This window comes from Amycolatopsis sp. cg13 (assembly GCF_041346965.1).
GTDB lineage: Bacteria > Actinomycetota > Actinomycetes > Mycobacteriales > Pseudonocardiaceae > Amycolatopsis.
The window spans coordinates 5,121,338-5,144,765 of record NZ_CP166848.1 but is presented as its reverse complement, the minus strand read 5'-3'; the positions used below and the strand labels follow the sequence as shown (position 1 = coordinate 5,144,765).

18 protein-coding genes are annotated in these 23,428 nt (G+C 69.0%); 14 read left to right on the top strand and 4 right to left on the bottom strand.

From position 1 onward, the window contains the following. Nucleotide 1 precedes the first annotated feature (1 nt). Both AB5I40_RS23685 and AB5I40_RS23680 read right to left on the bottom strand, forming a co-directional pair. On the bottom strand, nucleotides 2-1,021 hold the full coding sequence (locus AB5I40_RS23685; protein ID WP_370932278.1) for a hypothetical protein: 1,020 nt from the start codon (nucleotides 1,019-1,021) through the stop codon (nucleotides 2-4). Nucleotides 1,022-1,078: 57 nt separating this feature from the next. Next, a complete protein-coding gene (locus AB5I40_RS23680) occupies nucleotides 1,079-1,939 on the bottom strand; it encodes an alpha/beta fold hydrolase (RefSeq protein WP_370932277.1) in 861 nt (286 codons plus the stop codon). Between the two features lie 97 nt (nucleotides 1,940-2,036). Between AB5I40_RS23680 and AB5I40_RS23675 the strand changes: the two genes are divergently transcribed. The 14 genes from AB5I40_RS23675 (at nucleotide 2,037) to AB5I40_RS23610 (ending at nucleotide 20,633) form a co-directional block, all read left to right on the top strand. Beyond that, nucleotides 2,037-2,501, top strand: a complete 465-nt coding sequence (locus AB5I40_RS23675) for a CGNR zinc finger domain-containing protein (protein ID WP_370932276.1) — start codon at nucleotides 2,037-2,039, stop codon at nucleotides 2,499-2,501. Between the two features lie 177 nt (nucleotides 2,502-2,678). Beyond that, nucleotides 2,679-3,311, top strand: a complete 633-nt coding sequence (locus AB5I40_RS23670) for a polysaccharide deacetylase family protein (RefSeq protein WP_370932275.1) — start codon at nucleotides 2,679-2,681, stop codon at nucleotides 3,309-3,311. A 312-nt stretch (nucleotides 3,312-3,623) separates the two neighbouring features. Continuing rightward, complete coding sequence (locus AB5I40_RS23665; protein WP_370932274.1) at nucleotides 3,624-4,322, top strand: glycoside hydrolase family 75 protein; 699 nt, start codon at nucleotides 3,624-3,626, stop codon at nucleotides 4,320-4,322. A 220-nt stretch (nucleotides 4,323-4,542) separates the two neighbouring features. Continuing rightward, the gene (locus AB5I40_RS23660; RefSeq protein ID WP_370932273.1) at nucleotides 4,543-5,877 is read left to right on the top strand and encodes a nucleotide sugar dehydrogenase; all 1,335 of its coding nucleotides are present in this window, start codon (nucleotides 4,543-4,545) and stop codon (nucleotides 5,875-5,877) included. A 130-nt stretch (nucleotides 5,878-6,007) separates the two neighbouring features. Next, complete coding sequence (locus AB5I40_RS23655; protein ID WP_370940587.1) at nucleotides 6,008-7,081, top strand: glycosyltransferase family 4 protein; 1,074 nt, start codon at nucleotides 6,008-6,010, stop codon at nucleotides 7,079-7,081. Between the two features lie 107 nt (nucleotides 7,082-7,188). Next, nucleotides 7,189-8,532, top strand: a complete 1,344-nt coding sequence (locus AB5I40_RS23650) for an exopolysaccharide biosynthesis protein (RefSeq protein WP_370932272.1) — start codon at nucleotides 7,189-7,191, stop codon at nucleotides 8,530-8,532. Further along, nucleotides 8,529-10,121, top strand: a complete 1,593-nt coding sequence (locus AB5I40_RS23645) for a Wzz/FepE/Etk N-terminal domain-containing protein (protein ID WP_370932271.1) — start codon at nucleotides 8,529-8,531, stop codon at nucleotides 10,119-10,121. The genes AB5I40_RS23650 and AB5I40_RS23645 overlap by 4 nt, the downstream gene beginning before the upstream one ends. A gap of 13 nt (nucleotides 10,122-10,134) precedes the next feature. Then, on the top strand, nucleotides 10,135-12,039 hold the full coding sequence (asnB, locus tag AB5I40_RS23640) for an asparagine synthase (glutamine-hydrolyzing) (protein WP_370932270.1): 1,905 nt from the start codon (nucleotides 10,135-10,137) through the stop codon (nucleotides 12,037-12,039). Further along, complete coding sequence (locus tag AB5I40_RS23635; RefSeq protein ID WP_370932269.1) at nucleotides 12,036-14,201, top strand: bi-domain-containing oxidoreductase; 2,166 nt, start codon at nucleotides 12,036-12,038, stop codon at nucleotides 14,199-14,201. The genes asnB and AB5I40_RS23635 overlap by 4 nt, the downstream gene beginning before the upstream one ends. Next, on the top strand, nucleotides 14,201-16,081 hold the full coding sequence (locus AB5I40_RS23630) for an alginate lyase family protein (RefSeq protein ID WP_370932268.1): 1,881 nt from the start codon (nucleotides 14,201-14,203) through the stop codon (nucleotides 16,079-16,081). The genes AB5I40_RS23635 and AB5I40_RS23630 overlap by 1 nt, the downstream gene beginning before the upstream one ends. Next, nucleotides 16,081-17,607 (top strand): right-handed parallel beta-helix repeat-containing protein, encoded by a 1,527-nt coding sequence (locus tag AB5I40_RS23625; RefSeq protein ID WP_370932267.1) that lies wholly within the window; start codon nucleotides 16,081-16,083, stop codon nucleotides 17,605-17,607. The genes AB5I40_RS23630 and AB5I40_RS23625 overlap by 1 nt, the downstream gene beginning before the upstream one ends. 1 nt (nucleotide 17,608) lies before the next feature. Further along, entirely contained in the window at nucleotides 17,609-18,817 is a 1,209-nt protein-coding gene (locus AB5I40_RS23620; protein ID WP_370932266.1) for an O-antigen ligase domain-containing protein, read from the top strand. Continuing rightward, the gene (locus AB5I40_RS23615) at nucleotides 18,814-19,983 is read left to right on the top strand and encodes a glycosyltransferase family 4 protein (RefSeq protein WP_370932265.1); all 1,170 of its coding nucleotides are present in this window, start codon (nucleotides 18,814-18,816) and stop codon (nucleotides 19,981-19,983) included. Before AB5I40_RS23620 ends, AB5I40_RS23615 begins: the two co-directional genes overlap by 4 nt. An 8-nt stretch (nucleotides 19,984-19,991) precedes the next feature. Further along, the gene (locus AB5I40_RS23610) at nucleotides 19,992-20,633 is read left to right on the top strand and encodes a phosphatase PAP2 family protein (protein ID WP_370932264.1); all 642 of its coding nucleotides are present in this window, start codon (nucleotides 19,992-19,994) and stop codon (nucleotides 20,631-20,633) included. Between the two features lie 54 nt (nucleotides 20,634-20,687). Here AB5I40_RS23610 and AB5I40_RS23605 read toward each other — a convergent pair whose 3' ends face one another. Both AB5I40_RS23605 and AB5I40_RS23600 read right to left on the bottom strand, forming a co-directional pair. Then, nucleotides 20,688-21,851, bottom strand: a complete 1,164-nt coding sequence (locus AB5I40_RS23605; RefSeq protein WP_370932263.1) for an SGNH/GDSL hydrolase family protein — start codon at nucleotides 21,849-21,851, stop codon at nucleotides 20,688-20,690. Between the two features lie 22 nt (nucleotides 21,852-21,873). Beyond that, a complete protein-coding gene (locus tag AB5I40_RS23600) occupies nucleotides 21,874-23,337 on the bottom strand; it encodes an FAD-dependent monooxygenase (RefSeq protein WP_370932262.1) in 1,464 nt (487 codons plus the stop codon). Nucleotides 23,338-23,428 lie beyond the last annotated feature (91 nt).

The window sequence follows — 23,428 nt, the reverse complement described above, 5'->3', positions numbered from 1 at the left end:
GTCAGTGCGGGTACTCCAGGGGCTCGATCGAGGACTGCTCCGGGAACGGTCCGGACGGCAGTTCGCGCGGGTCTAGCTTGTGCACGGTGAGGTCGATGTTGGTGTGGGTGTACCCGTTGTCCTTCATGGCAGCGGGTACTCCGAACTTCGAGAACGAGCAGTCGCGGGTGAAGCGGCCGCGGCTGGCGTCCCAGTCGGTGCCGCCGGTGCTGTAGACGGTGTAGTGGCCGTCCGCGATGCCGCTCGCCGAGGTGGTGGCTCCTGCCTTCACGTACACGGTGAACACCGGGCGGGAGAGGTCGGCGAACGTCACGGCCTGGTCGGTGCCGGAGACGTTCTTGATGCTGACGCTGTTCTTGCCGCCGCCCGCGCCGGCGAGGACCGCGCCGTTTTCCGCGCTGCGGTTCGGTGCCGGGCGGGCGTCGGGGAAGAGCGGGCCGAGGTGATACGGGTGGGCCGGGTCGGCGGTGGCCAGTTTCGCGAGGGTGTCGCGCAGCCCGGCGATGCCTTGGTCGTTGCTCAGCTCCGCGATGGCTGAGACTCCGCCGCACAGCTTGTTCGTCAGCGCGCTGCTCTCGATCTTCGGCACGGAGCTGTTGTAGAGCACGGTGAAGTCGGACAGCAGCGCGCGGTTGGTGCTGCGGATCGCGTCCGGGGGAAGGGCGGAGTCGAGCTGCTGGATGGCGCTGCTGACCGCGCTGCTGAGACTCGAGCTCGCGCTGTTCACCTCCGCGGGGGTGGTCGCCTGCTCGAGCTGCTGAACGGTCGGGGTGATCGAGGCGCCGATGTCGGTGAGGAGCTTCTGGTAGCCCGCCGGGTCGAGCGGGGTCGCGGGGACGGTGCTGCTCGGCGGGCTGGAGCTGGTGGTGGCGCTGGCCGGGCTGCTCGACGCGGGTGCGGCTACCGGGTCGTCGTCCGAGCGGGTCGTCAGGTGGATGACGAGGGCGGTGGCGAAGACGACGAACACGACGGCCGCGGCGATCGGCCGGGGAGACAACTGCAGTTTCGCGAAGCGGGACACCGGCCGATTTTCCGGGCTGTGCGGCGGTTTCGGGTCGGTAGTTTTGCCGAGCCCGGACTACTTCAGGACCCGGCCGAGGAAGCCGCGCAGGTAGCCCGCGACGACGTCCAGGTGGCTTTCCAGCAGGAAGTGCCCGCCGTCGATCAGGTGCACCTCGGCGTCCTTGGCGTCGCGGGCGAAGGCTTCCGCACCGGCCGGGCCGAAGATCTCGTCGCCCCGGCCCCAGACGGCGAGCACCGGGACGTCGTGGTTGCGCAGGAATTCGTGCAGCCGCGGGTAAAGCGGGCGGTTGTGCTGGTAGTCGCGGAAGAGCGCGAGCTGGATTTCGTCGTTGCCGGGGCGGGAAACCAGCGCGTGGTCGTGCTCCCAGGTGTCCGGGCTGACCAGGCTCGGGTCGGGGACGCCGTGCAGGTACTGCCAGCGGATGGCGTCGTAGCTCAGCGCGGTGCGGACGGCCGGTTCGGTGTCCGGGCCGGGGTTCGCGCCGTAGGCCCAGAGGCCGGTCCAGAACGAGTCGACGAAGCCTTCTTCGTACCCGTTGCCGTTCTGCGTGACGATCGCGGAGATCCGGTCGGGGTGCTTCAGCGCGAGCCGCCAGGCGATCGGGGCGCCGTAGTCCTGGACGTAAACCGCGTAGCGGTTCAGGCCCAGCTGGTCGAGCAGGCCGGACGTGAGGTCGGCGAGGGCGTCGAAGGTGTAGTCGAACTCGTCCGCGCTGGGGGCGGCGGAGTGGCCGAAGCCGAGGTGGTCCGGCGCGATCACGCGGTAGCGGTCGGCCAGCAGCGGGATGAGGTTCCGGAACATGAACGAGCTGGTCGGATACCCGTGCAGCAGGACGATCGCGGGCGCGTCGGCGGGACCGGACTCGCGGTAGAAGAGCTTCTGGCCGTCGACGACGGTCGTCCGATGCTGGATCATGGCTAACCCCTTTGCTGGTTTAATCTGGTTAGGTCTCGCCATGGAAGCATGGTCGAGCTAACCTGTCAAAGGGTGCAGTCTGGTTAGGAGAGCTTCGATGGACGCGCTGCTCGACCTGCTCAACAGCAGGCCGCTGGTCAACGGCGAGGAACAGGACGCGCTCGACCGGCGGTGGGCGCGGGAGCGCGGCGGCGACGGGAGTGCCGCGGAGCTGGAGCTGCTGCGGCAGGCGCGGGATCTCCTTCGGGACGTCGTGCGCGGGGACAGCTCGCCGGTTGCGTTGCGTTCGTTGCTCGACGGGGTGCGTCAGGTGCCGGAGGTTTCCGCGGACGGCCTTCGCTGGTCGTTGGAGACGCCGCCGCATGCCCGGTTGGCTGTTGGGGCGGTTCTGGACTGGGCGGCGATCGAGAAGGATCTCCCCGGGCGATTGCGGGCCTGCGCCAACGACGAGTGCCAGCTGTTCCTGCTCGATCGCAGCCGGGCGAACCGTGCGCGCTGGTGCTCGATGGCGGCTTGCGGGAACCGGGAGAAGGCTCGGCGGCACTACCACCGTAATCATTGAATCTTCACCCAAACGTGTGAAGATGACGGCTGTCTACAAGTGTGGACGTATTCCGATTTTCCTGCGGGAGTGTTTTCTCCACGCCGGAAGTGCGTTGTTGACCATGGGATCGGCGCCGGTAACTGCTCCGTTTGCGAATCCGATTAATCGGGTACGGTACGACAGACGGGAGGCGCGATGATCACCTTTGCGGTGCACGGCATTGGCAAACCCCTGCGGGCCCTCGATCCGGGAGAGGACGAGCGGTGGATCACCGTGGAGCAGTTCGACGCGCTCCTGGGCGTCGTCTCGGGGACGGGCGCGAAGCTCACTTTCGACGACGGGAACTCCTCGGATGTCGAGATCGCGCTGCCGCGGCTGGTCGAGCGCGGGCTTTATGCCGAGTTCTTCCCGCTGGCGGGCCGGGTCGGCGAGCGCGGGTACGTCGACCGCGACGGGCTGCGGCAACTGGTGGACGCGGGGATGCACGTCGGATCGCACGGCTGGGACCGGTTGGACTGGCGACGGCTCGACGGATCGTTCGCGGTGCGCCGGGAGCTGGACGAGGCGCCGCGGTTGCTGGAGCAGCTGAGCGGGACCCCGGTGCGGCGGTTTTCGCTGCCGGAGGGGCGCTTCGACCGGCGGGTGCTGACGCATCTGCGCGAGGCCGGGGCGACCCGGGTGTACGCGAATGTCGGCGGCGTGCGCGGGGCGGCGCTGGTGCGGTCGCGGACGGAGATCCGGTCGGACCTGAGCCCCCGCTGGGCCGAGGCAGTGAGCCGCCGTCCGCGTCGATTCCCGGCGCGTTGGGCGTCTCGGCCCGGGCGGTAACTCGCGATCCGTGAAGGGCTCCTTCGCGGACTTGGACTTTAAGGCGGCGCCGCGACTGCCGGGCGGCGCTGCGACTGCGGCGCGGGATGTTCGTGAGGGGAACCCTGAGGGAATCAGATTCCCTCAGGGTTCCCCTCACGAACGTCGGTCGGTGTGGTGGGGGCGCAGCTAAGTCTCTTGGGTCTTCTTTGCGGACTGCTCGGTTCGGCGGGAAAAAACACCCTCTTTTGGCGGGTTGTGACCGCGTCCGTTCGGCGGCATCCTGAGCGCGCGCCGCCGTAAGGAAAGTTTCCTAATAAACAGGGAGCGTCGATGCGGAAACTCGTCCTGCTCGCGATTCTGGCGATAGCCGCCGCCGTCCTGCCCACCGCGCTCGCCTCCGCGGCGACTCCGGCCAAGACCCCAGCCGCGGAAGCAGTGCAGGCGGGCCCGACCGCGGACCAGATCCTCGCCAAGGTCGCCTCCTGCAAGCAGATCTCCAACGGCAAATACAAAACCGACGAAGACTCCGGCAGCGCGACCGTCCCGGTGTGCGACGCGGGCAAGGCGGTCTTCTGGAAAGCCGACATGGACATCGACTGCGACGGCCAGCGCACCACCGAGTGCAACGAGAACACCGACTGCTGCTTCCAGCCCGACACCGCCTTCCCGCAATCCGACGGCAAACCGCTCAACGCCGCCAAGCTCCCGTACATCGTGGTGCCGTCTTCGAGCAGCATCTGGAACTACGAAAACTCCGGTCTCCGCGGCGGCGGTTCCTGTGCGGTGATTTACAACGGCAAGGTCGAGTACGCGGTCATCGGCGACACCGGGCCGAACAAGATCATCGGCGAGGCGTCGTATGCGACGGCCAAGGATCTCGGCATCAATCCGGACCCGCGCAACGGCGGCGTCGACTCCGGCGTGACCTATGTCTGCTTCAAGAACTCGGCGGTGAACCCGATCGAGGATCACGGTGCGGCTACGAGCACCGGGGAAAAGCTTGCCTCGGCGTTCGTGGGCGGAAACTGAATTTTCCGAAGCTTCGGAAGGCATTCACTGCCCTTTCCGGACAACGGTGGGCAAATTCCCCGGGCGATGCGGCCGGATGGGGTAACCGCCGGTCCGGTGGGCGGCGCAAGGCGGGAATCCGTGCGAGGACACGGGTTCCCGCCTTGTTATGCGGAACCGGTAACGAAGCCCGTCCGCGCTCCGACCAATGAGCAGCGAACGGTCGGGCGGAGGTTCCGTTGTGAAGATCAGCGTCTTCGGGCTGGGATACGTCGGGTGCGTGTCCGCGGCTTGCCTGGCGGGACAAGGGCACGAGGTCGTCGGAGTGGACGTCAATCCGGCGAAGGTGGACCTGGTGACGGCCGGCAAGGCGCCGGTGGTCGAGGAACGGATCGGGGAATTGACCGCGGAAGTGGTCGCCTCCGGGGCATTGCGGGCGACGACCGAGGTGGCCGAGGCGATCCTCGCGACGGACGTTTCCCTGGTGTGCGTCGGCACGCCGTCCGCGCCGAACGGGAGTCTTTCCACCGAGTACCTGCAGCGCGTCGCCGAACAGATCGGCGAGGCGTTAAAGGAACGAAAAGCTTTGGGGAACAACGAGAACCGGCACACGGTGGTGTTCCGGAGCACGATGCTGCCGGGCACCTGTCTCGGGCTGCTCGTGCCGATCCTGGAAAAGCACAGCGGCGGTACCGCGGGGGTCGACTTCGGCGTCGCGGTGAACCCGGAATTCCTGCGCGAGGGCACCAGTGTCCGCGACTTCTTCCAGCCGCCGAAAACGGTGATCGGCGAGTTCGATCCGGGCAGCGGCGACGTCGTGGCGAAGCTCTACGAGGGGTTGCCCGGCGACGTGTTCCGCGTGCCGATCCCGGTCGCGGAGATGACGAAGTACGCGGACAACGCTTTCCACGGTGTGAAGATCGGGTTCGCGAACGAACTCGGCGCGATCTGCCGTGCGCTCGGGCTCGATTCGCACCAGGTGATGGACGTGTTCCTGGCCGACCGCAAGCTCAACATCAGTCCGGCGTACCTGCGGCCCGGCTTCGCGTTCGGCGGCTCCTGTCTGCCGAAGGACCTGCGCGGGCTGGTCTACGCGGCGCGGCAGGCGGACGTCTCGGTGCCGTTGCTCGCCCACGTACTGCCGTCGAATGCCGAACATCTCCACCGGGCGTTCGAGCTCGTCGCGCGGACCGGGAAACGCAAGATCGGGCTGTTCGGGCTTTCCTTCAAACCGGGCACCGACGATCTGCGCGAGAGCCCGCTGGTCGAACTCGCCGAACGCTTGCTCGGCAAGGGATACGACCTCAAGATCCACGACGCCAACGTCAGCCTGTCGCGGCTGATGGGGGCCAACCGCGAGTACATCGAAAGCAGGCTGCCGCACCTCGGGCAGTTGCTCGCCGGGTCGGTGCAGGAGGTGCTCGACCACGCCGAGGTGTGCTTGATCGGCACCTCGGACCCGGAGGTGCTGGCCGCGCTGCCGCACGGCAGCGGGCCGGTGCTGGTCGATCTGGTCCGCGTCCCGGACGCCGCCGCGCGCCGGGCGGAAGAGGGGTACGTCGGCCTTGCCTGGTGAAGGCTTTTCCGAAAACGAAATCCTGCGGAACCGGGTCGCGCTGATTCTCGTCGAGAATCTGTCCGTGCCGTTCGACCGGCGCGTGTGGCAGGAATGCCAGACGCTGCGCGACGCCGGGATGACGGTGCACGTGATCTGCCCGCAGGGCACGAAACGGGACACCGAGGCCGAAGTCGTGCTCGACGGCGTGCACATCCACCGGTATCCGCTGCAGGCGGCGACCGGCGGACCGGCCGGGTACGCGCGCGAGTACGGATCCGCGCTGTGGCACACGTTCCGGCTCGCGCGCAAGATCGGCCGGGTCGACGTCGTGCACGCCTGCAATCCGCCGGATCTGCTGTTCCTGGTCGCCCGGATGTTGCGAAGACGTGGTGCGAAGTTCATTTTCGATCAGCACGACCTGGTGCCGGAACTGTATTTGTCGCGATTCGATCGCGGACAGGATTTCCTTTACCGCGGCGTTTGTGCGTTGGAACGCTCCACCTATCGCGCCGCGGACGTCGTGCTGTCCACCAACGAGAGCTACCGCCAGGTCGCGCGGATCCGCGGCGGCAAGGCGCCCGAGGACGTGTTCGTGGTCCGCAGCGCGCCGGTCGTGGAGCGGTTCCACGAGGTGCCGGTGGAGCCGGAACTCAAGCGCGGCAAGCTGAATCTGCTCTGCTACCTCGGCGTGATGGGCCCGCAGGACGGCGTGGACTACGCCCTGCGCGCGCTCGCGTCCCTGCGCGACGAGGTGGGCCGCGACGACTGGCACGCGGTGTTCGTCGGGGCGGGCGACACGTTCGACGAGATGGTCGCGTTGTCGCATCAGCTCGGATTGTCCGGACAGGTGGAATTCACCGGCCGGGTGTCCGACGAGGATCTGCTGCGGTATTTGTCCGCGGCCGACGTGTGCCTTTCGCCGGATCCGCTCAACCCGCTCAATGACGTGTCGACGATGAACAAGGTCATGGAGTACATGGCCATGGGCAAACCGATGGTGTCGTTCGAGCTGCGCGAGGCGCGGGTGTCGGCGGGCGAGGCCGCGCTTTATGCCCCGGCCAACGACATCGCGGAGTTCGCGAAGCTCGTTTCCGTGCTCCTGGACGACCCGGAGCAGCGGGAACGGATGGGACAGCTCGGCAAGCAGCGCGTGCGCGGACCGCTCGCCTGGGGCAATTCCCAGGCGGCGTTGATCAAGGCGTACGAGCGTGCGCTGGGTTGAGCCGGGTCGCGTTTCGAACAAGGTTCGGCCGGATGGTGTAACCAACCGGCGCGGTGCCGCGACGGGGTCAATGACCCGTGCGTCGGCCCGTGAGGGGAGACCTGGTTTTGAGTGACGAAACAGTACGCCTTTCTGTCGTGGGGAAGGTGGTGCGCCGGCGGTGGCGAGCGTTGTTGATGCTCGCGGTCGTCGGCGCGGGTGTCGGGGCCGGGGCTTCCGTGGTGCTTTCGCCGGGATACGAGGCGCAGGCCAGCGTGTTGCTGCAGGGACCGAGGCAGCCGGACGAACTGCTGACCGAAGCACAGGTGGCGACGAGTTCGGTGGTGCTCGACCGGGCGTCGGCGGCGCTGGGGCTCGGGATTCGCGGAACGGATCTGCAGAAATCGGTCGCCGCGTCCGTCGCGCAGGGCAATGTCGTGACGATTACCGCGAAAGGCTCCAGCCCGGAGCGCTCGCAGCAGCTGGCCGACCAGGTCGCGGGCGAGTTCGTGAAGTATTCGACGCAATTGCTCGGAAATTCCGCGGACCAGGCCGCACAACTCGCGCAACAGCAGAAGGAATCGCTGCGCCAGCAGATCGTGCAGACCAACCAGCGGATCCTCGATCTGTCGAAATCCGTGGCGAACGGCGACACCGTCGAGGGCGTGCAGGCGCGTACGACGCTGCAGGGGTTGCGGACGGCGCTGGAGCAGGCGGTCAACAACCTCAACGCGGCTGACGCGGCGACCGGCGCGGGCAACATGGTCGTGCTCGGTCCGTCCGAACGGCCGTCCTCGCCGTCCGCGCCGACGTTCCTGCAGCTGACGGTCGGCGGCGCGGTGGTGTTTTTCGTGCTCGGGATCCTGGCCTACCTGTTCGGGGCGCGGACCGACCGGCGGCCGCGCAGCGAAGGCGAAATCGGTTCGGCGCTGGATGCCCCGGTGCTGGCGAGCATCGATACCCCGGCGGTTTCGGACGCGCCGGCGAAGTGGTGGCGGAAGGCCGTCGGGAACGAGCGGCCGTGGAACCTGCCGGAGGTGCCCTCGTCGGCCGACGACGCGGCACGGGAGGTGCGGTACCGCCGCGTGCTCGCGCGGCTGGGCGCGGATCGCGACGGAGTGTTGCGGCTGCTGATTCTTGTTCCGCGCGGGGACGCCTCGGCGCGGAACGTCGCGGAACAGTTCGCCGGCACGGCTCGCGGCGACCGCATCCGCGTCGAGGTGACGGTGACCGAAATCGAGGTGGTACCCGGGGCGCAGCCGATCGTGCCGGACGGAACGGCAGGTGTGCTCGTGGTGATCTCGCTCGGCTCGCGCAACGCGTGGGAACTGGTTTCGATCGCGGAGGCTTGCGCGGACTCGGGGCACGAAATTCTCGGTGCCGTGCTGGCGCGGGAAGTGCACGTCGCTGGCGGACCGAAGCAAAAGCCGGTCGCCAAGAAGCGGACCGATGAACTGGCTGGTGCGCGATGAGCGCCGCACAGGTCCAGCCCCTGGTCGATCTCCAGCGGCTGGTGGTCGCGTTGCGGCGCAAGCGGCGGTTCTGGCTGACGACAGCGCTGGCCGGGTTGATTCTGGGCTGTGCGGTGGCGATCTTCCTGCCCGCGCCGCCGACCGCGGTCACGAAGATCATGGTGATCCACCCGGACGATTCGCCGACCGACAGCGGCACGCTCATGCGCACCGACGTCGCCGTGCTTTCGACGGCGAACATGGCGGCAGCGGCGCTGAAACGGATCAACAACCCCGAATCGCCCTCGGATTTCCTGAAGGACTACGCCGGGCTCGGCCTCACCAACAACGTCATGCAGGTGACGGTCAAGGCGAAGACCAAGGACGAGGCGGTCGCGAAGGCGAAGGCGCTTGCGGACGCGTTCATCGCCGACCACACGGCGCGCACCCAAGCCGCGGCCACCGGTCGTTCGAAAGCATTGCTGCAGCAGCGGGACCAGTCTCAGGCGCAGTTGGCGGACATCGACAACCAGGCCGCGGCCGAGGTCGCGAAGGGGCGTAACTCCAACGCTGGTGCGCTGGAGCAGCTGTATACGCAGCGCGCGAACCTGGTGTCGAAGATCGCCGATCTGCAGAACCAGGCGCAGCAGGCCGGGATCGGGTCGCCGGAGGTCATCGCCGGGACGCAGATCGTGGATGCGCCGGCGGTCCAGCCGGTGTCGAAGCTGAAGACCTATGGCACGGATGGCGGCGTCGGGCTGGCCCTGGGGCTCGCGCTCGGGCTTGCTTTCGCCGCGGTGTCCGCATTGGTCCGGGACCGGCCGGTATTGCGCCGCGAAATTTCGCAGCACCTCGGGGCGTCGGTGATCGCGCAGGTGGGCGTGAAGCCGATCGGCCCGGCGAAGCTGTGGCGGCGCTCGAAGGCGGTCACCGAGTCCAGCCGGGTCGCGCTCACGCTGGCGCGGGCGGCGCGGGAAGACCGGGATTCGCTGTCGCTGCTGGAGATCGGCGCGGCCTCGACCGCGGCGGAGCTGGCGGTGGAACTCGGCCGTTCGCTGGCCGAGGACGGGCCGGTGGTGCTCGTCGACGACCTGCCGGGCAAGGAAGTGTCGCGGCTGCCGGTCGAAGGAAACGTCCAGGTCGTCGAGGCTGGCGATCCGGCGGTGGCGCGCGCGGTGCGCCGGGTCGGGGTCGGCACGGCCTCGCCGGGCACGGCGTGGACCGACCTGTCGGCGCTCGGCGCGGAGGCGGTGCTGGTGGTGCGTGCCGGGTTCGCGAACACGCAGTGGCTGCACACCGTCGCGCGGCAGCTCGCCGACTGCGGGGTGCCGATCCTCGGCGTGGTGCTGGTCGATCCGGATCCGAAGGACGGCACCGACGGCACGCTCTGGGACGGGCTGCACACGGCATTGCGCGGGCGGGCTGCCGTGGTCGCGAAGAAACAGGAAGACGCGGTCGAGCTGGAGCTGCGTGAGGAAACCAAGCCGATCGAATGGCCGGGGAAGCGCGACACCGAGCGCAGGCGCCGTCCGCTTGACCGGACTCGTCCGCCGTCGCCAGTGGACCCGGACGCACCGACGAGGCGGCTCAAACCCGTACAGGAAAGCTAGGGGGACGAAGCGCATGTGCGGCATCGCGGGCGCGTACAGCTGGCCGGACGGCGGCCCGCTCACCGACCGGCTCACCCAGTGCCTCGCGCACCGGGGACCGGACGGCGACGGCCGCTACGACCATCGGGAGGTCCACTTAGGACACCGTCGGTTGTCCATCGTGGACCTGTCGGAAACCGGTGCGCAGCCGATGACGGCCGAGGGCCTTGCCCTGACCTACAACGGCGAGCTGTACAACGCGCCGGAGCTGCGGGCCGAACTCGAAGCCGCCGGGGTCCGGTTCCGCGGCACCTCCGACACCGAGGTGCTGCTGCGGGCGTGGCGGGAGTGGGGAACGGACTGCCTGCCGCGGCTGCGCGGGATGTTCGCCTTCGCGGTGTACGACGAACGCACTGGTGAGCTGGTGCTGGTGCGCGACCAGTTGGGCATCAAGCCGCTGTTCTTCGTACGTCGCGGAGGCGGGGTCGTGTTCGCGTCGGAGCTGAAGGCGCTGGCACGCGAACTCGGCGACACCTTGAACGTGGACCAGGCGGCGATGATCGCGTCGCTGCTGTACTACTGGGTCCCGGACAGCCGGTGCGCTTACCGCGAAGCGGAGAAGCTGCCGCCGGGTACCTGGCTGCGATTCCGGCCGGACGGCAGCACGGACACCGGTGCTTACTGGTCGCTGCGCGAAGTCGCCGAGGAAGGCGCGGCGTATCGCGGCGAGGTCGATTTGCACGCGGTCGTTGAGGATTCCACTCGCAAGCACCTGCTGTCCGACGTCCCAGTGGCGACCTTTCTTTCCGGCGGCCTCGACTCCAGCTACCTCACCGCGCTGGCCGCACGCGAGCAGCCGGGGATTTCGGCTTACACGATCGGTTTCCGTCCGGAGGACGCGAAATTCGAGGCAATGCCGGACGACCTGCGGTACGCCCGGATCGTCGCCCGGCAGTTCGGCGTGGATCTGCACGAGATCGAGATCGCGCCGGACGTCCAGGATCTGCTGCCGCGGATGACGCACCACCTGGACGAACCGATCGGCGACCCGGCGGCGATCAACTCGTACCTGATCTGCTCGGCCGCGCGCGAGGCTGGCGTGAAGGTGCTGCTGTCCGGGATGGGTGCCGACGAGCTTTTCGCCGGGTACCGCAAGCATTTGGCGAACCTGCTGGCGTTGCGGTACCGGCGGGTGCCGGGCGTGGCGCGCCGGGCGATCGGGGCGGCGGTCGATCGGCTGCCGGTCGCGTCGTCCACGCGCGGCTACCGGTCGGTGCGGTTCGCGAAGCGGTTTCTGTCCTTTGCGGACCTTCCGGAGGAAACGGCGTTCCGGCGCAGCTACACCATGTACGACCGGGCGGAGCTGCTCGACCTGGTCTCGCCGGATCTCAAGTCCGAAGTGGACGATGTGCTCACCGAGCACGCCGACATCTACTACGACACGAAGCTGACCGACCAGGTCAACCGGATGTGCCTCGCCGACGCACGGATGTTCTTGCCCGGCTTGAATCTCACCTACACCGACCGGTCCACAATGGCCGCTTCCACCGAGGTGCGAACGCCCTTTGTGGACATTGAAGTGGTCCGGGCCGCGTTCCGGGTGCCCGGCCGGGAGAAGATCGCCGGGCGGCAAGGCAAGGTGGCGTTGAAGAAGGCGGCCACGGCGATCCTGCCCGACGAAATCGTGTACCGGCCGAAGGGCCTGTTCAGCGCGCCGCTGCGGGCGTGGATGAGCCGGGACCTCGCGCCGCTGGTGCGGGAGGTCATCGAGGACGGCGTCCTGGTCGAGTCCGGTTTCCTGCAGCGCGACGCCCTGCGCAAGCTGGTGGCCGAGGACGCCGCCGGGCGCGAGGACCGCGCGAAACACCTTTGGCACGTGCTGACCCTCGAGTACTGGTACCGCGGGGCCCTCCGCGGCGAGCGGCTAGGAGTCCAGTGAAACAGGTAGTGCAGAACTACAAGAGCGGCGAGCTGGCCCTGCTCGACGTCCCGGTGCCGGCGTGCAAACCGGGCGGCGTGCTGGTCCGCAGCCAGTACTCGCTGATCTCGACCGGCACCGAGATGATGAAGGTGTCCGAGGCCGGGATGTCGCTGCTGGGCAAGGCCCGGTCGAGGCCGGACCAGGTCGCGAAGGTCATGCAGAGCGTCGCGACGAACGGGCTCGCCGCGACGTATCGCAAGGTGTCCGGGAAGCTCGATTCCTATACGCCGCTGGGCTATTCGCTGTGCGGTGTGGTCGAGCAGGTCGGCGAGGGCATCGACGACGTCGTGGTCGGCGACCTCGTGGCGTGCGCCGGGAACGAGCACGCGCTGCACAGCGAGCTGAACTGGGTGCCGAAGAATCTGTACGCGAAGGTGCCGGCCGGGCTTTCGCCGCGGCAGGCGGCGTTCGCGACGGTCGGCGCGATCGCGATGCAGGGCGTCCGGCGCGGTGAACCGCAGCTCGGCGACCTCACGCTGGTGATCGGGCTCGGCCTGATCGGGCAGCTGGTGGTGCAGTTGCTGGTGGCGACCGGCGCGCGTGTCGTCGGCGTGGACCCGGACGCGCAGCGCTGCGAACTCGCGCGGGAACTGGGCGCGCTCGCCTGCGGGCATCCGGCGTCCGGCGAGATCGACCAGGCGGTGGCCGAGCTGTCCGGCGGACACGGCGTGGACCAGGTGTATCTCGCCGCGGGCGGGGCGTCGAACGATCCGGTGGAGCTGGCCGCGCGGCTCGCGCGCGACCGCGGCCGGGTGGTGGACATCGGCAAGATCTCGCTGAACCTGCCGTGGAACGCTTACTACGAAAAGGAACTCGACGTCCGGTTCTCCCGCTCCTACGGGCCCGGCCGCTACGACCCGGCCTACGAGCTGGAGGGGCGCGACTACCCGATCGGCTACGTGCGCTGGACGGAACGGCGCAACCTGGAGTGCTTCCTCGACCTGGCCGCGCGGGGCAAGCTCGACGTGACGCCGTTGATCAGCCACACCGCGGACTTCTCCGCGGCCGTCGAGACCTACCGGGCGCTCAACGAGGGCGAGCTGAAGGCGGTCGCGGTGCTGTTCCGCTACCCCGACGCGCCGCCCGCCGAGGACGAAAGCGTGGTGACCGCGGTTCCGGCGGCTCCGATCGTCGACAAGCGGACGGATCCGTTGCAGTGGCTGCGGATCGGGTTCATCGGTGCGGGCAACTACGCGTCCTCGATGATCCTGCCGCACCTGGCCGGGGACGAACGGGTGCTGCTCACCGACGTCGTCACCACTTCAGCGCTCTCCGGGGCCAACGCGAAGCGCAAGTTCGGTTTCGTCGCAGCCAGCACCGACGTCGACGCGCTGCTGGAGGACGACGACGTCAGCACGGTCTTCGTGGTGACCCGGCACAGCTCGCACGCGGAGCTGACGCGGCGGGCGCTGTTGGCGGGCAAGGCGGTCTTCGTGGAGAAGCCGCTCGCGTTGTCGGAGAAGGAATTGCGCGGCATCGTGGACGCGGTCGCGGAATCGGGCAACAACCGGCTGCAGGTCGGGTTCAACCGCCGGTTCGCGCCGCTGCTGGTCGAGGCGAAGAACCAGTTCGGCCCGCGCGTCGGCCCGGCTTCGGTGCGGTACCTGGTCAACGCGGGCCGCTTGGACGCGAACAGCTGGTACAACCAAGCTGATTCCGAGGGCAGCCGGTTCGTCGGCGAGGGCGGGCACTTCATCGACACGGTCAGCTGGTTCCTCGGCAGCGACCCGGTTTCGGTCTACGCCACCGGCACTCCCGGCAACCACGACCTGCAGGTGCTGCTGCGCTACGCCGACGGTTCGACCGCGACGATCAGCTACATCACCAGCGGCAGCACGGCGTTTCCCAAGGAAACGCTGGAGGTGCTCGCCGACGGCAAGGTGCTGAAATTCGACGATTTCGTCCGCGCCTCGGTGTTCGGGCGCAAGCGCTGGACCAGCTCGCGGCTGCCGAAGGCGCGCGACAAGGGCCAGCAGGCCGAACTGGACGCGTTCATCACCGCGTTGAAGACCGGCGTCGCGATGCCGATCAGCCTCGACTCGTTGGTGTCCACGACGCTGGCGACCCTGGCTGTGCACCGCAGCCTCGAAACCGGCGCGCCGGTGCGGTTGGAGCAGTGATGGACCCGTCCTGGTACCTGCGCCGGCTGTCCGCGATGGGACCGGCGGAGATCGTCGGCCGCGTCGGCGACGTCGTGCGCAAACAGCGGTGGCGCGGCGAATCCCAGCGACAGCCGACCTGGTCAGCGACCCGGACGTTCCCAGCCTGGCCTGCTGAACCGGAGGTGCCCACGACCGGCCGGGAGAGGCTGGTCGAGGCGGCGGATCGGCTGATGGACGGGCACGCCGAGTACTTCGGAGTGGCGCGGGACGACCTCGTCGCGCCGGATTGGGCGTTCGATCCGAAGACCGGCCGCCGCGCGCCGGGGGACCGGTACTCGTTCGAGATTCCGTACCGGGACGAGAACGCGATCGGCGACATCAAGCAGATCTGGGAACCCTCGCGGCATCAGCATCTGACCGTGCTGGCCGCGGCGTACCGGGTGACCGGCGACGACCGTTACGCGCACCGCGTGGCTGATCACCTGAAGTCGTGGTGGGCGGCCAATCCGCCGATGCGCGGCGTGCACTGGCTGAGCGGGATCGAGCTGGGCATCCGGCTGCTGTCCTGGGTGTGGGTACGCCGGTTGCTGGACGGCTGGTCCGGCGCGTCCGGTCTGTTCGAGGACAACCCCGAAGCGTTGCGGCAGATCTGGCACCACCAGCGGTGGCTCGCGGCGTTCCCGAGCCGGGGCACGTCGGCCAACAACCACGTGCTCGCCGAAGCCGCCGGACAGCTGGCGGCGTCGTGCGCGTTCGACTGGTTCCCGGAGTCCGCTCGCTGGGGGGCCACCGCAGTCCGCTCGCTGGACTCGCACCTGCGGGCAAACACCTTCACCTCCGGGCTGAACCGCGAGCTGGCCACGGAGTACCACGGTCTCGTGCTGGAACTGGGCCTCGCCGCCGCGCTGGAAGCCGGACCGCGGCTGCCGCGCTCGACCTGGCTGGAACTAAGGGCGATGTGCGACGCCCTCGCGGCCATTGTGGACTGTGCCGGACGCCCGCCGCGCCAAGGCGACGCCGACGACGGCTACGGCCTGATCGTGGACGGACCGGAGACGGACCGCTGGCATTCGCTTCTGGCCACCGGCGACGCACTGTTCGGCCGCGCGGAGTGGTGGCCGAAGCTGCCCGACGACGACGTCCGCACCGCATTGTTCGCCGCGTTGCGCTCCCGGGTGCCGCAACTCGACAACTCCCGCGAGCGCCCGGTTTTCTCGGACGCGGGCATGACCATCCTGCGCAGCGACAACGGTCCGGAGATCTGGTGCCGATGCGACAGCGGTCCGCACGGCTTCCTCGCCATCGCCGCGCACGCGCACGCCGACGCGTTGTCCATCGAGGTCCGGCACGACGGCGTCGACATCCTCGCCGACCCGGGAACGTACTGCTACCACGGCGAACCCGAGTGGCGCGCGTACTTCCGCTCCACGCTCGGCCACAACACGCTGCAGCTCGACGGTGTCGACCAATCGACTTCCGGCGGCCCGTTCCTGTGGACGCGGCACGCCAACTCGCGCACCCTCGCCTCGACGCCCACCCAATGGCAGGCCGAACACGACGGTTACGCCCCGGCACTGCACCGCCGCACCGTCGAGCTGTCCGGCCGGACGCTGACCGTGGTCGACGAGGTAACCGGCGGCGGTTCCGCCAAACTCGCCTTCCACCTCGGTCCGCTCCTGTCCGTCGAGCTGGAGGGAAACACCGCGCAGCTCACCTGGCCCGGCCGTACCGCGACGCTGGAACTGCCGTCGCAGCTCGCCTGGACCGCGCACCGAGGCGAGACGAATCCGCCGCTGGGCTGGTACTCGCCCGGGTTCGGCCGCCGTGAACCCGCCACGACGCTGATCGGCTCCGGTCCCGTCACCGGGCCGCTGACCACCGTGCTCCGCTTGCCCTGATGTCGAGAGGATCCACCGTGCGAAGGATTTTGGTGCCGCTGCTGGGAGCGCTGCTCCCGCTCGCGCTGGCTTCGTGCAGTTCGTCCGGAGCCGCGCCCGCTCCGGTCGCCGGATCGACTACGCCGCAGGGCCCGGTCGCCGCGGTCTGCGATCACGCGCCGGCGGGCCCGGCGACCGCGCCCGCCGGGGCCGTCCAGGTGGATCCGGCCGTGGTGGACGACTTGTCGACCAAGACGAAGAATTCCCCGGCGGGCACCACGTTCTGGCTCGCGCCCGGCACGCACCGGCTCACCGACGACGAGTACGCCCAGGTGCAGCCGAAGGACGGCGACGTCTACCTCGGCGCTCCCGGCGCGGTGTTCGACGGGCGCAAGAAGAACCGGTACGCCTTCGCCGGCCCGGCCAAGGACGTCCGGCTCGAATCGTTCACCGTGCAGGGCTTCACCGCGCCGCGCGACGAGGGCGTGGTCAACCACGATTCGGGCCAGGGCTGGGTCATCCAGCACCTGACCGTGCAGGACAACGACGGGGCCGGGCTGATGGCCGGGCCGAAGCAGCAGATCCTCGACAGCTGCCTGCGGCGCAACGGCCAGTACGGCCTGAACGCCTACTCCGGCAACGCCGTCGTGACCGGGCTCGTGCTGCGTGGCACCGAGATCACCGGCAACAACACCGGGAACTGGGAGTCCAAGGTCCCGGAGTGCGGCTGCACCGGCGGTATGAAGTTCTGGGCGGTGGACGGCGCGGACGTCGTCGGCAACTGGGTGCACGACAACCGCGGCACCGGGCTGTGGGCCGACACTAACAACAACGACTTCCTGATCGAGGGCAACCTGATCGAGAACAACGACAGCGCCGCGATCATTTACGAGACCAGCTACAACGCGATCATCCGCAACAACACGATCCGCCGCAACAACCTGCTCGACGGCCGCGCGCACGCCGACCGCGGCGATCCGTTCCCGGCCGCGACGATCTACATTTCCGAGTCCGGCGGCGAACCGCGGCTGAAGGCCCGGACGAGCAATCTCGAAATCTCCGGAAACATGCTGCAGGACAACTGGAACGGCATCATCCTGTGGGAGAACGCCGACCGGTTCTGCAACAGCCCGGCCAACACGTCCAGCGGCTCGTGCACGAAGCTCGTGCCCAACGTCTCGACCTGTTCCGCGCCCGCGATCTCGCAGAAACCGCTGTACAGCGACTGCCGGTGGAAGACCCAGCGGGTCGTGGTGCAGCACAACCAGTTCACCCTCAACTCGAAGGTGCTCGGCTGCGAGGAGGTGTGCGGCCGGATGGGCGTGCTGTCCAATTTCGGCAGTTACCCGAACTGGTCGCCGTACCAGGGCGCGGTGATCCAGCAGGCGATCACGTTCCAGCAGGACAATTCCTGGCACGACAACGCGTACGCGGGGCCGTGGACGTTCGTCGCCAAGGAAATGAGCAACATCGTCGGCATCGGCGAATGGCAGAGCGCGCCGTATCACCAGGACGCGAATTCGAGCTACAAGCCGAACGGGGGCTGACATGGCCGAATTGACCGCCACGCTGCCCGCCGAAACGAAATCGGTGCCGAAAGCGGTAAGCGCGGCGTGGGCGTTGCTCATCCTCAACACGCTCGGCTCGACCGGCGCGCAGACGGTGATCCCGTTGCCGCGCACGGTGATCCAGCTGGTCACCATGGGCGCGCTGATGACCGCGTTCCTGCTCGCGCTGATGCTGAACCTGCGGATCCGGATCCGGCCGAGCGCGTACCTGCTGCTCCTGAGCTTCCTGCTGCTCACGAGCATCGTGGCCAGCATGCACCTGGAATCCGGGTACGGCTCGCTGTTCCGGTGCTTCCGGTTCACGGTGTTCGTCGCGACGCTCTGGCTGCTCAGCGGCTGGTGGGACGGGTCGTTCGCGTTCGTGCGGGCGCACATCCGGATGTTCGGCGCGGTGCTGCTGTCGGTCGTGCTCGGCCTGGCGATCGCGCCGGGCAAGGCGATGCCGGACATCTACGGCGGCCGGCTTTCCGGCGCGGTGTGGCCGCTGACGCCGCCGCAGGTCGGCCAGTACGCGGCGGTCATCGCCGGGCTCGCGGTGCTGATGTGGCTCGGCAAACGGACGGACGCCAAGAGCGCGTTGATCGTCGTCGTGCCGTCGCTCGGGCTGCTGCTGCTCACGCACACCCGCACCGCGACCCTCGGGCTCGTCGCCGGGCTGATCGTCGCGCTGCTGTCGATGGGGCTGGTCAGCGCGCGGGCGCGCAAAGTGTTCGCCTGGATCGTGCTCGTGGCCGGCTTCGCCGCGGTGGTGCTCGGCGGCCTGCTGCAGGCGTGGTTCCTGCGCGGCCAGAGCACGGACGATTTCTCCAGCCTGACCGGCCGCGCGAAGGTGTGGGACGCGCTGCTGTCCGCGCCGCGGACCGGATTCGAGTACATCTTCGGCGTCGGCCTCACCGACAAGTCCTACGACGGCCTGCCGATCGACAACAGCTGGCTCGCGATCTACCACGAGGAGGGCCTCGTCGGGATCGGGATCGTCGCCGCGATGCTGCTGGTGCTGGTCGCGATCGCGGTGCTGCGGCCGCCGTCGATAGCGCGAGCGAGCGCGATTTTCCTGATCGCTTACGTGATTTCCGCGTCCTACACCGAAGCCGGGCTCGGCGACGCGTCGCCGTATCTGCTGCATCTGGCGGTGGCCGCGTCGTTGCTGGCCGCGGGCGAGGCTCCAGCGAGGGAGAAGCTGGCGTGAAGGTTCTGGTGGTGCACAACCGCTATCGGTCGGAACAGCCGAGCGGCGAGAACAACGTGGTCGACGCCGAGGTAGCGCTGCTGTCCTCGGCCGGGATCGACGTGCAACGGTTCGAGCGGCACAGCGACGACATCGCCTCGATGCCGTTGGCGCGCAAGGCATTGGTGCCGCTGCAAGTGCCGTGGAACCGCGCGTCGCGGACGGAGCTGCGGGCGCGGCTGCGGCGGGAGCGGCCGGACGTCGTGCACGTCCACAACACTTTCCCGCTGCTGTCCCCGTCGGTGCTGGCCGCGTGCGCCGACGCGCGGGTGCCGGTGGTCGCGACGCTGCACAACTACGGCCTCGTCTGCCCGCCCGGCACGCTCTACCGCGACGGCCGGATCTGCACCGATTGCGTCGGCGGCCTGCCGGTCCCCGCCGTCCGACACGGCTGCTACCGCGATTCGGCGGCCGCGACCGTGCCGATGGCGGTGAACCTGCTGGTCAACCGCGATCGCTGGCGGACTGGCGTCACCCGGTTCTTCTGCATTTCCGACGCTCAGCGCCGCCTTCTCGTGGACGCCGGAATGCCTGCGTCGCGGATGACCGTGAAGCACAACTTCGTCCCGGATGAGGGGCGGCGGCGCGTCGGCGAAGGCGAGCACCTCCTGTTCCTGGGACGGCTCACCGAGGAGAAAGGCATCCCGCTGCTCAAAGCGGCTTGGGAGCAGTACTCCGGCAAACTGCCGTTGCTGATCGCCGGGACCGGGCCGCTGTCCGACGACATCGCGGCCTGGGCTGCTGGGCGGGACAACGTTTCGTACGTCGGGCTCCAGGACCGGGCTTCGTGCCAGGAGTTGATCGCCCGCGCGGCGGCGGTCGTGGTCCCGTCGACGTGGCTGGAGGCGTTCGGTCTCGTAGTGGTGGAGGCGATGGCCGCCGGAGTGCCGACGGTCGCGCCCGCGCACGGGGCCTTTGAAGAGCTGGTCACCGACGGTGTCGCCGGCTTGCTGCACACGCCCGGCGACGCGGCGGCGCTGGCCTCAGCGTTGTGCGAGGTGGCCGACCCGGAGCTGAACCAGAAGATGGGCGAGGCCGCGCGGCAACGGTACGACGCGGACTTCACCCCGGAAGTCGGGTTGAAACGGCTGCTCGAGGGCTACGAGGAAGCGATTTCGGCGGTATGAAGGACGGTGTGCGCGACCGACTGAAGATCTCGCCCCTGGCGCTTCCGATGGTTCTGCGCACGCCGTCGCTGGTGCTGGCTGTGCTCGGGCTCGTGGCGTTGATCGCGCTGGGCGTCCGCTTCGCGGGACACTCGGTGCCGAGCGCGTTCGACGCCCCGCTCCTGCCCGGCCCGGACCTCATTCCCGACCCGTGGTGGTACTTCGCGACCGCGATCGACTTCTGCGGCGAACCCTTGGGCGCGGTACTGATCCTGCTCCTGGTCATCGGCGGCTGCCTGCTGACCCACCGCCCGCGTACGGCGGTGCTGTCCGTGGTCGGCTGCAGTCTCACGGTCGGGGTGACTTCGGTGCTGAAACCGCTGACCGGCCGGACGATCCACGGTAGCTACCTGTCGTTCCCCAGCGGCCACACCGCCTTCGCTACCGCCTTGGCGTTAACCGGCGCTTACGTCCTGGCCGGTCGCTTAAGCCGGTTCGCTGCGGTGATGTGGCTGCTGGTTCTCGCGTTGGTGGCTGGCTTCCTGATGGCGTGGGCCGAGGTCGGGTTGGGCGCGCACTACCCGACCGACACGATCGGCGGCTTCGCTGCGGCGCTGGCGATCGTGCCCGTCACCGCCTACTGGATCGACCGGATCGCCGATCGTACGTGAGGGGAACCCTGAGGGAATCAGATTCCCTCAGGGTTCCCCTCACGCACAGTCGGGCTAGTGCCGGAACAGTTCCAGGTCGAAGGCGTCGGCGATCGCGGCGTGTCCGGTGTCGTTCGGGTGGACGCCGTCGGCGGTGACCAACTCGGCGCGTGTTTTCGTCGGGTGAGCGGGATCGCGCAGCGCTGCGTCGAGGTCGGTGACCGCGTCGAACTCGCCGCTGTCGCGGATCCAGCGGTTCACCCGCTGGCGGGCTTCCTCGAACTCCGGGGTGAAGACCGGGGAGCTGCCGATCGGCGGCAGCGTGCAGCCGATCACGCGCAGGCCGGGCGAATGCGCCCGGGCTCGGGCGAGGAGGAGGCGGTAGCCGTCGATGAGGTCGTCCGCGGTGGCCCGTTCGCTGTCCGGCATTCCTGGCAAGGAGCCGAAAATCAGGTCGTTCCCGCCCTCGAACAAGATGAGCCAGCGGGCACCGGGGCGGGCCAGCACGTCGCGGTCGAAGCGGGCCAGCGCGCTGGTGCCCATGCCGTCGGTCTCGCGCAGGACGCGGTTGCCGGAGATGCCCATGTTGACCACCGCGCGGGGCGGAAGACCCGGCTCGGCGGCGAGTCGGCGGGCGAGCACCGAGGGCCAGGGTGCGTCGGTGCCCGGCGTGGTCTCCATCCCGTCCACCAGAGAGTCGCCGAAGGCGATGACGGTGGCCGCGGTGTGCGGCGCGAGCACGTCGATGCCGGTGAGCCACAGGTACGACTGGAACTCGGCGGCGTCGAGCAGGTCCGGTTCGGCGGTCTGGTCGCCGGGGGCGAGCCACGCGGTGCGGAGCCCGACCTCGTGGACCGTCGGGGTGACCTTCTCGTCCGGGAGATACAGCGAGACGGTCAGGTCCGTCTGCGGGGAGACGGCGTACTCGATCGGGTCGCTGTAAATCTGCGCGCCAGTTGGCAGCACCACTTCGGCACGGTCGCTGAAGGTCAGCCGCACGCCGTCGAGGAAGGCCGCGCCGATGCGGACCGGCGCGTGGCCGAAGGAGTTCGAAAGGGCGACGTGCACAGCCGATCCGCCGACCGTCGAACGCGCCACCATGCGGACGGTTTGCGCGCTCACGGTGTCGAGAGCCGGTGCCGGCGGTGCCTCGTCGGGCATCTCCGGCCCGCCGCCCGGCTCGGCCGCGGGTGCCAGCTGCTGCGCGGTTCCCCAAGCAGCGATCCAGTGGTTTTCCATGATGTCTACCTCCAGGTGCGGGTCAGAACCAGCGAGAAAGGGCGTCTTCGAACGAGCCGTGGCCGCTTGCCCAGGCGACGATTCCGTCCGGCCGGACGAGCACGGCGTCGTAGCCGAGGTCATCGCGCGCCGGGATGGCCTGGTACTGGACTCGGTAGCGCGCCGCCGCGTCGCGCAGTCGGTCGTCGGCGGTGAAGTCGAGGGCGACGCCTCGGCCGTCCTGCAGCAGTTCGCCGAGGCGAGTGCCGTCGGCGAGACGGAAGTCCGGCGCGTTGTGGCCGACCAGTTCGTCGCCGAGGTCATAGCGGAGCGACAGGCCAGACGTGCGGGCGAAGACGTACGTGGTGCCGTCGCGGGTGGCCATCAGGTCGCGCACCACGGCCTGGATCGCCCGGGAGTACGGATCCGGGCGCATGACCGCCACCTGGGCGCGGGACCAGTCGAGCACCTTCGCGCCGACCGGATGGCGTTCGGCGGCGTAGGTGTCGAGCAGTCCGTCCGGCGCGTGCCCGCGTACCGTCGCCGCGAGCTTCCAGCCCAGGTTCATGGCGTCGCCGATGCCGAGATTGAGGCCCTGCCCGCCGAGCGGCGAGTGGATGTGCGCGGCGTCGCCGGCGAGCAGGACGCGGCCGCGCCGGTATTCGGTCGTCTGCTTGGCCCGGTCGGTGAAGCTGGACGCGAGCTGTACCTCGTCGAGCGTCACGTCGGTACCGGAAACGCGGCGCAGCACCGCTTGCAGGTGCTCGCGGGTCAGCGGCTGGGAACGGTCGTACGTGCCGCCATCGAAGTCCATCACGCCGAAGTGGCCGGGCGCGGGCATCGAGACGTACATGCCGTCCGGGGTCAGGTTGAAGCCCGGGCTGAGCTTCTCGGGATCGGCGATGGTCGCCAACGCGACGTACCCGGTCAGCTCCGGCTCGGTGCCGGCAAAGGAAAATCCCGCGAGCCGGCGCACCGTGCTGCGGCCGCCGTCGCAGCCGACGAGCCAGCGGGCCGGGTACTCGTCCTCGCCAGCCTGGACGACCACGTGCTCGTCGTCCTGGAAGAGACCGGAGACCGAGACGCCGCGCCGGATCTCGGCGCCGAGCTTGACCGCCCGTTCGGCCAGCACCGTTTCGACCGCGTCCAGGCTGGTCATGATGCCGTCCAAGGCCGGGCTGGGCAGCCGATAGGGCAGGCCGGCGAGGTCGACGTCGGCCGGGTCGAGCGAGGTACCGGCGAAATGACCGATCCAGCGCGGGCGCACCTGCTCGTCCTCGGCGGGCGGCAGCCCGGATTCGGCCAGCAGCGGGGCCAGCATTCCCCGGCGATAGAACGCCTCGGCCGACCCGCCCGACAGCCCCCGCATCCCGAGCGGCATCGTCCGCCACGGGGAATGCGGGTCCGGCTCCTTCTCCAGCACCAGCACCGAACAGCCCGCGAGAGCCAGTTCGCCGGCGAGGAACAGGCCGACCGGCCCGGCTCCCGCGATCACTGCGTCATGCATGACAACCTCCTTCTGGTGCGGTGAACCCGAGGTTGCCCGCCGCCGCTCACACGCGGCTCACACGGCGCGCACACCCCGGTTCGGGCGGCTG

Excerpts from the sequence above, each read along its gene's own strand:
- AB5I40_RS23680 (WP_370932277.1), bottom strand. The coding sequence starts at position 1,939 with ATGATCCAGCATCGGACGACCGTCGTCGACGGCCAGAAGCTCTTCTAC.
- AB5I40_RS23675 (WP_370932276.1), top strand. The coding sequence starts at position 2,037 with ATGGACGCGCTGCTCGACCTGCTCAACAGCAGGCCGCTGGTCAACGGC.
- AB5I40_RS23670 (WP_370932275.1), top strand. The coding sequence starts at position 2,679 with ATGATCACCTTTGCGGTGCACGGCATTGGCAAACCCCTGCGGGCCCTC.
- AB5I40_RS23665 (WP_370932274.1), top strand. The coding sequence starts at position 3,624 with ATGCGGAAACTCGTCCTGCTCGCGATTCTGGCGATAGCCGCCGCCGTC.
- AB5I40_RS23645 (WP_370932271.1), top strand. The coding sequence starts at position 8,529 with ATGAGCGCCGCACAGGTCCAGCCCCTGGTCGATCTCCAGCGGCTGGTG.
- asnB (WP_370932270.1), top strand. The coding sequence starts at position 10,135 with ATGTGCGGCATCGCGGGCGCGTACAGCTGGCCGGACGGCGGCCCGCTC.
- AB5I40_RS23630 (WP_370932268.1), top strand. The coding sequence starts at position 14,201 with ATGGACCCGTCCTGGTACCTGCGCCGGCTGTCCGCGATGGGACCGGCG.
- AB5I40_RS23625 (WP_370932267.1), top strand. The coding sequence starts at position 16,081 with ATGTCGAGAGGATCCACCGTGCGAAGGATTTTGGTGCCGCTGCTGGGA.
- AB5I40_RS23620 (WP_370932266.1), top strand. The coding sequence starts at position 17,609 with ATGGCCGAATTGACCGCCACGCTGCCCGCCGAAACGAAATCGGTGCCG.
- AB5I40_RS23605 (WP_370932263.1), bottom strand. The coding sequence starts at position 21,851 with ATGGAAAACCACTGGATCGCTGCTTGGGGAACCGCGCAGCAGCTGGCA.
- AB5I40_RS23600 (WP_370932262.1), bottom strand. The coding sequence starts at position 23,337 with ATGCATGACGCAGTGATCGCGGGAGCCGGGCCGGTCGGCCTGTTCCTC.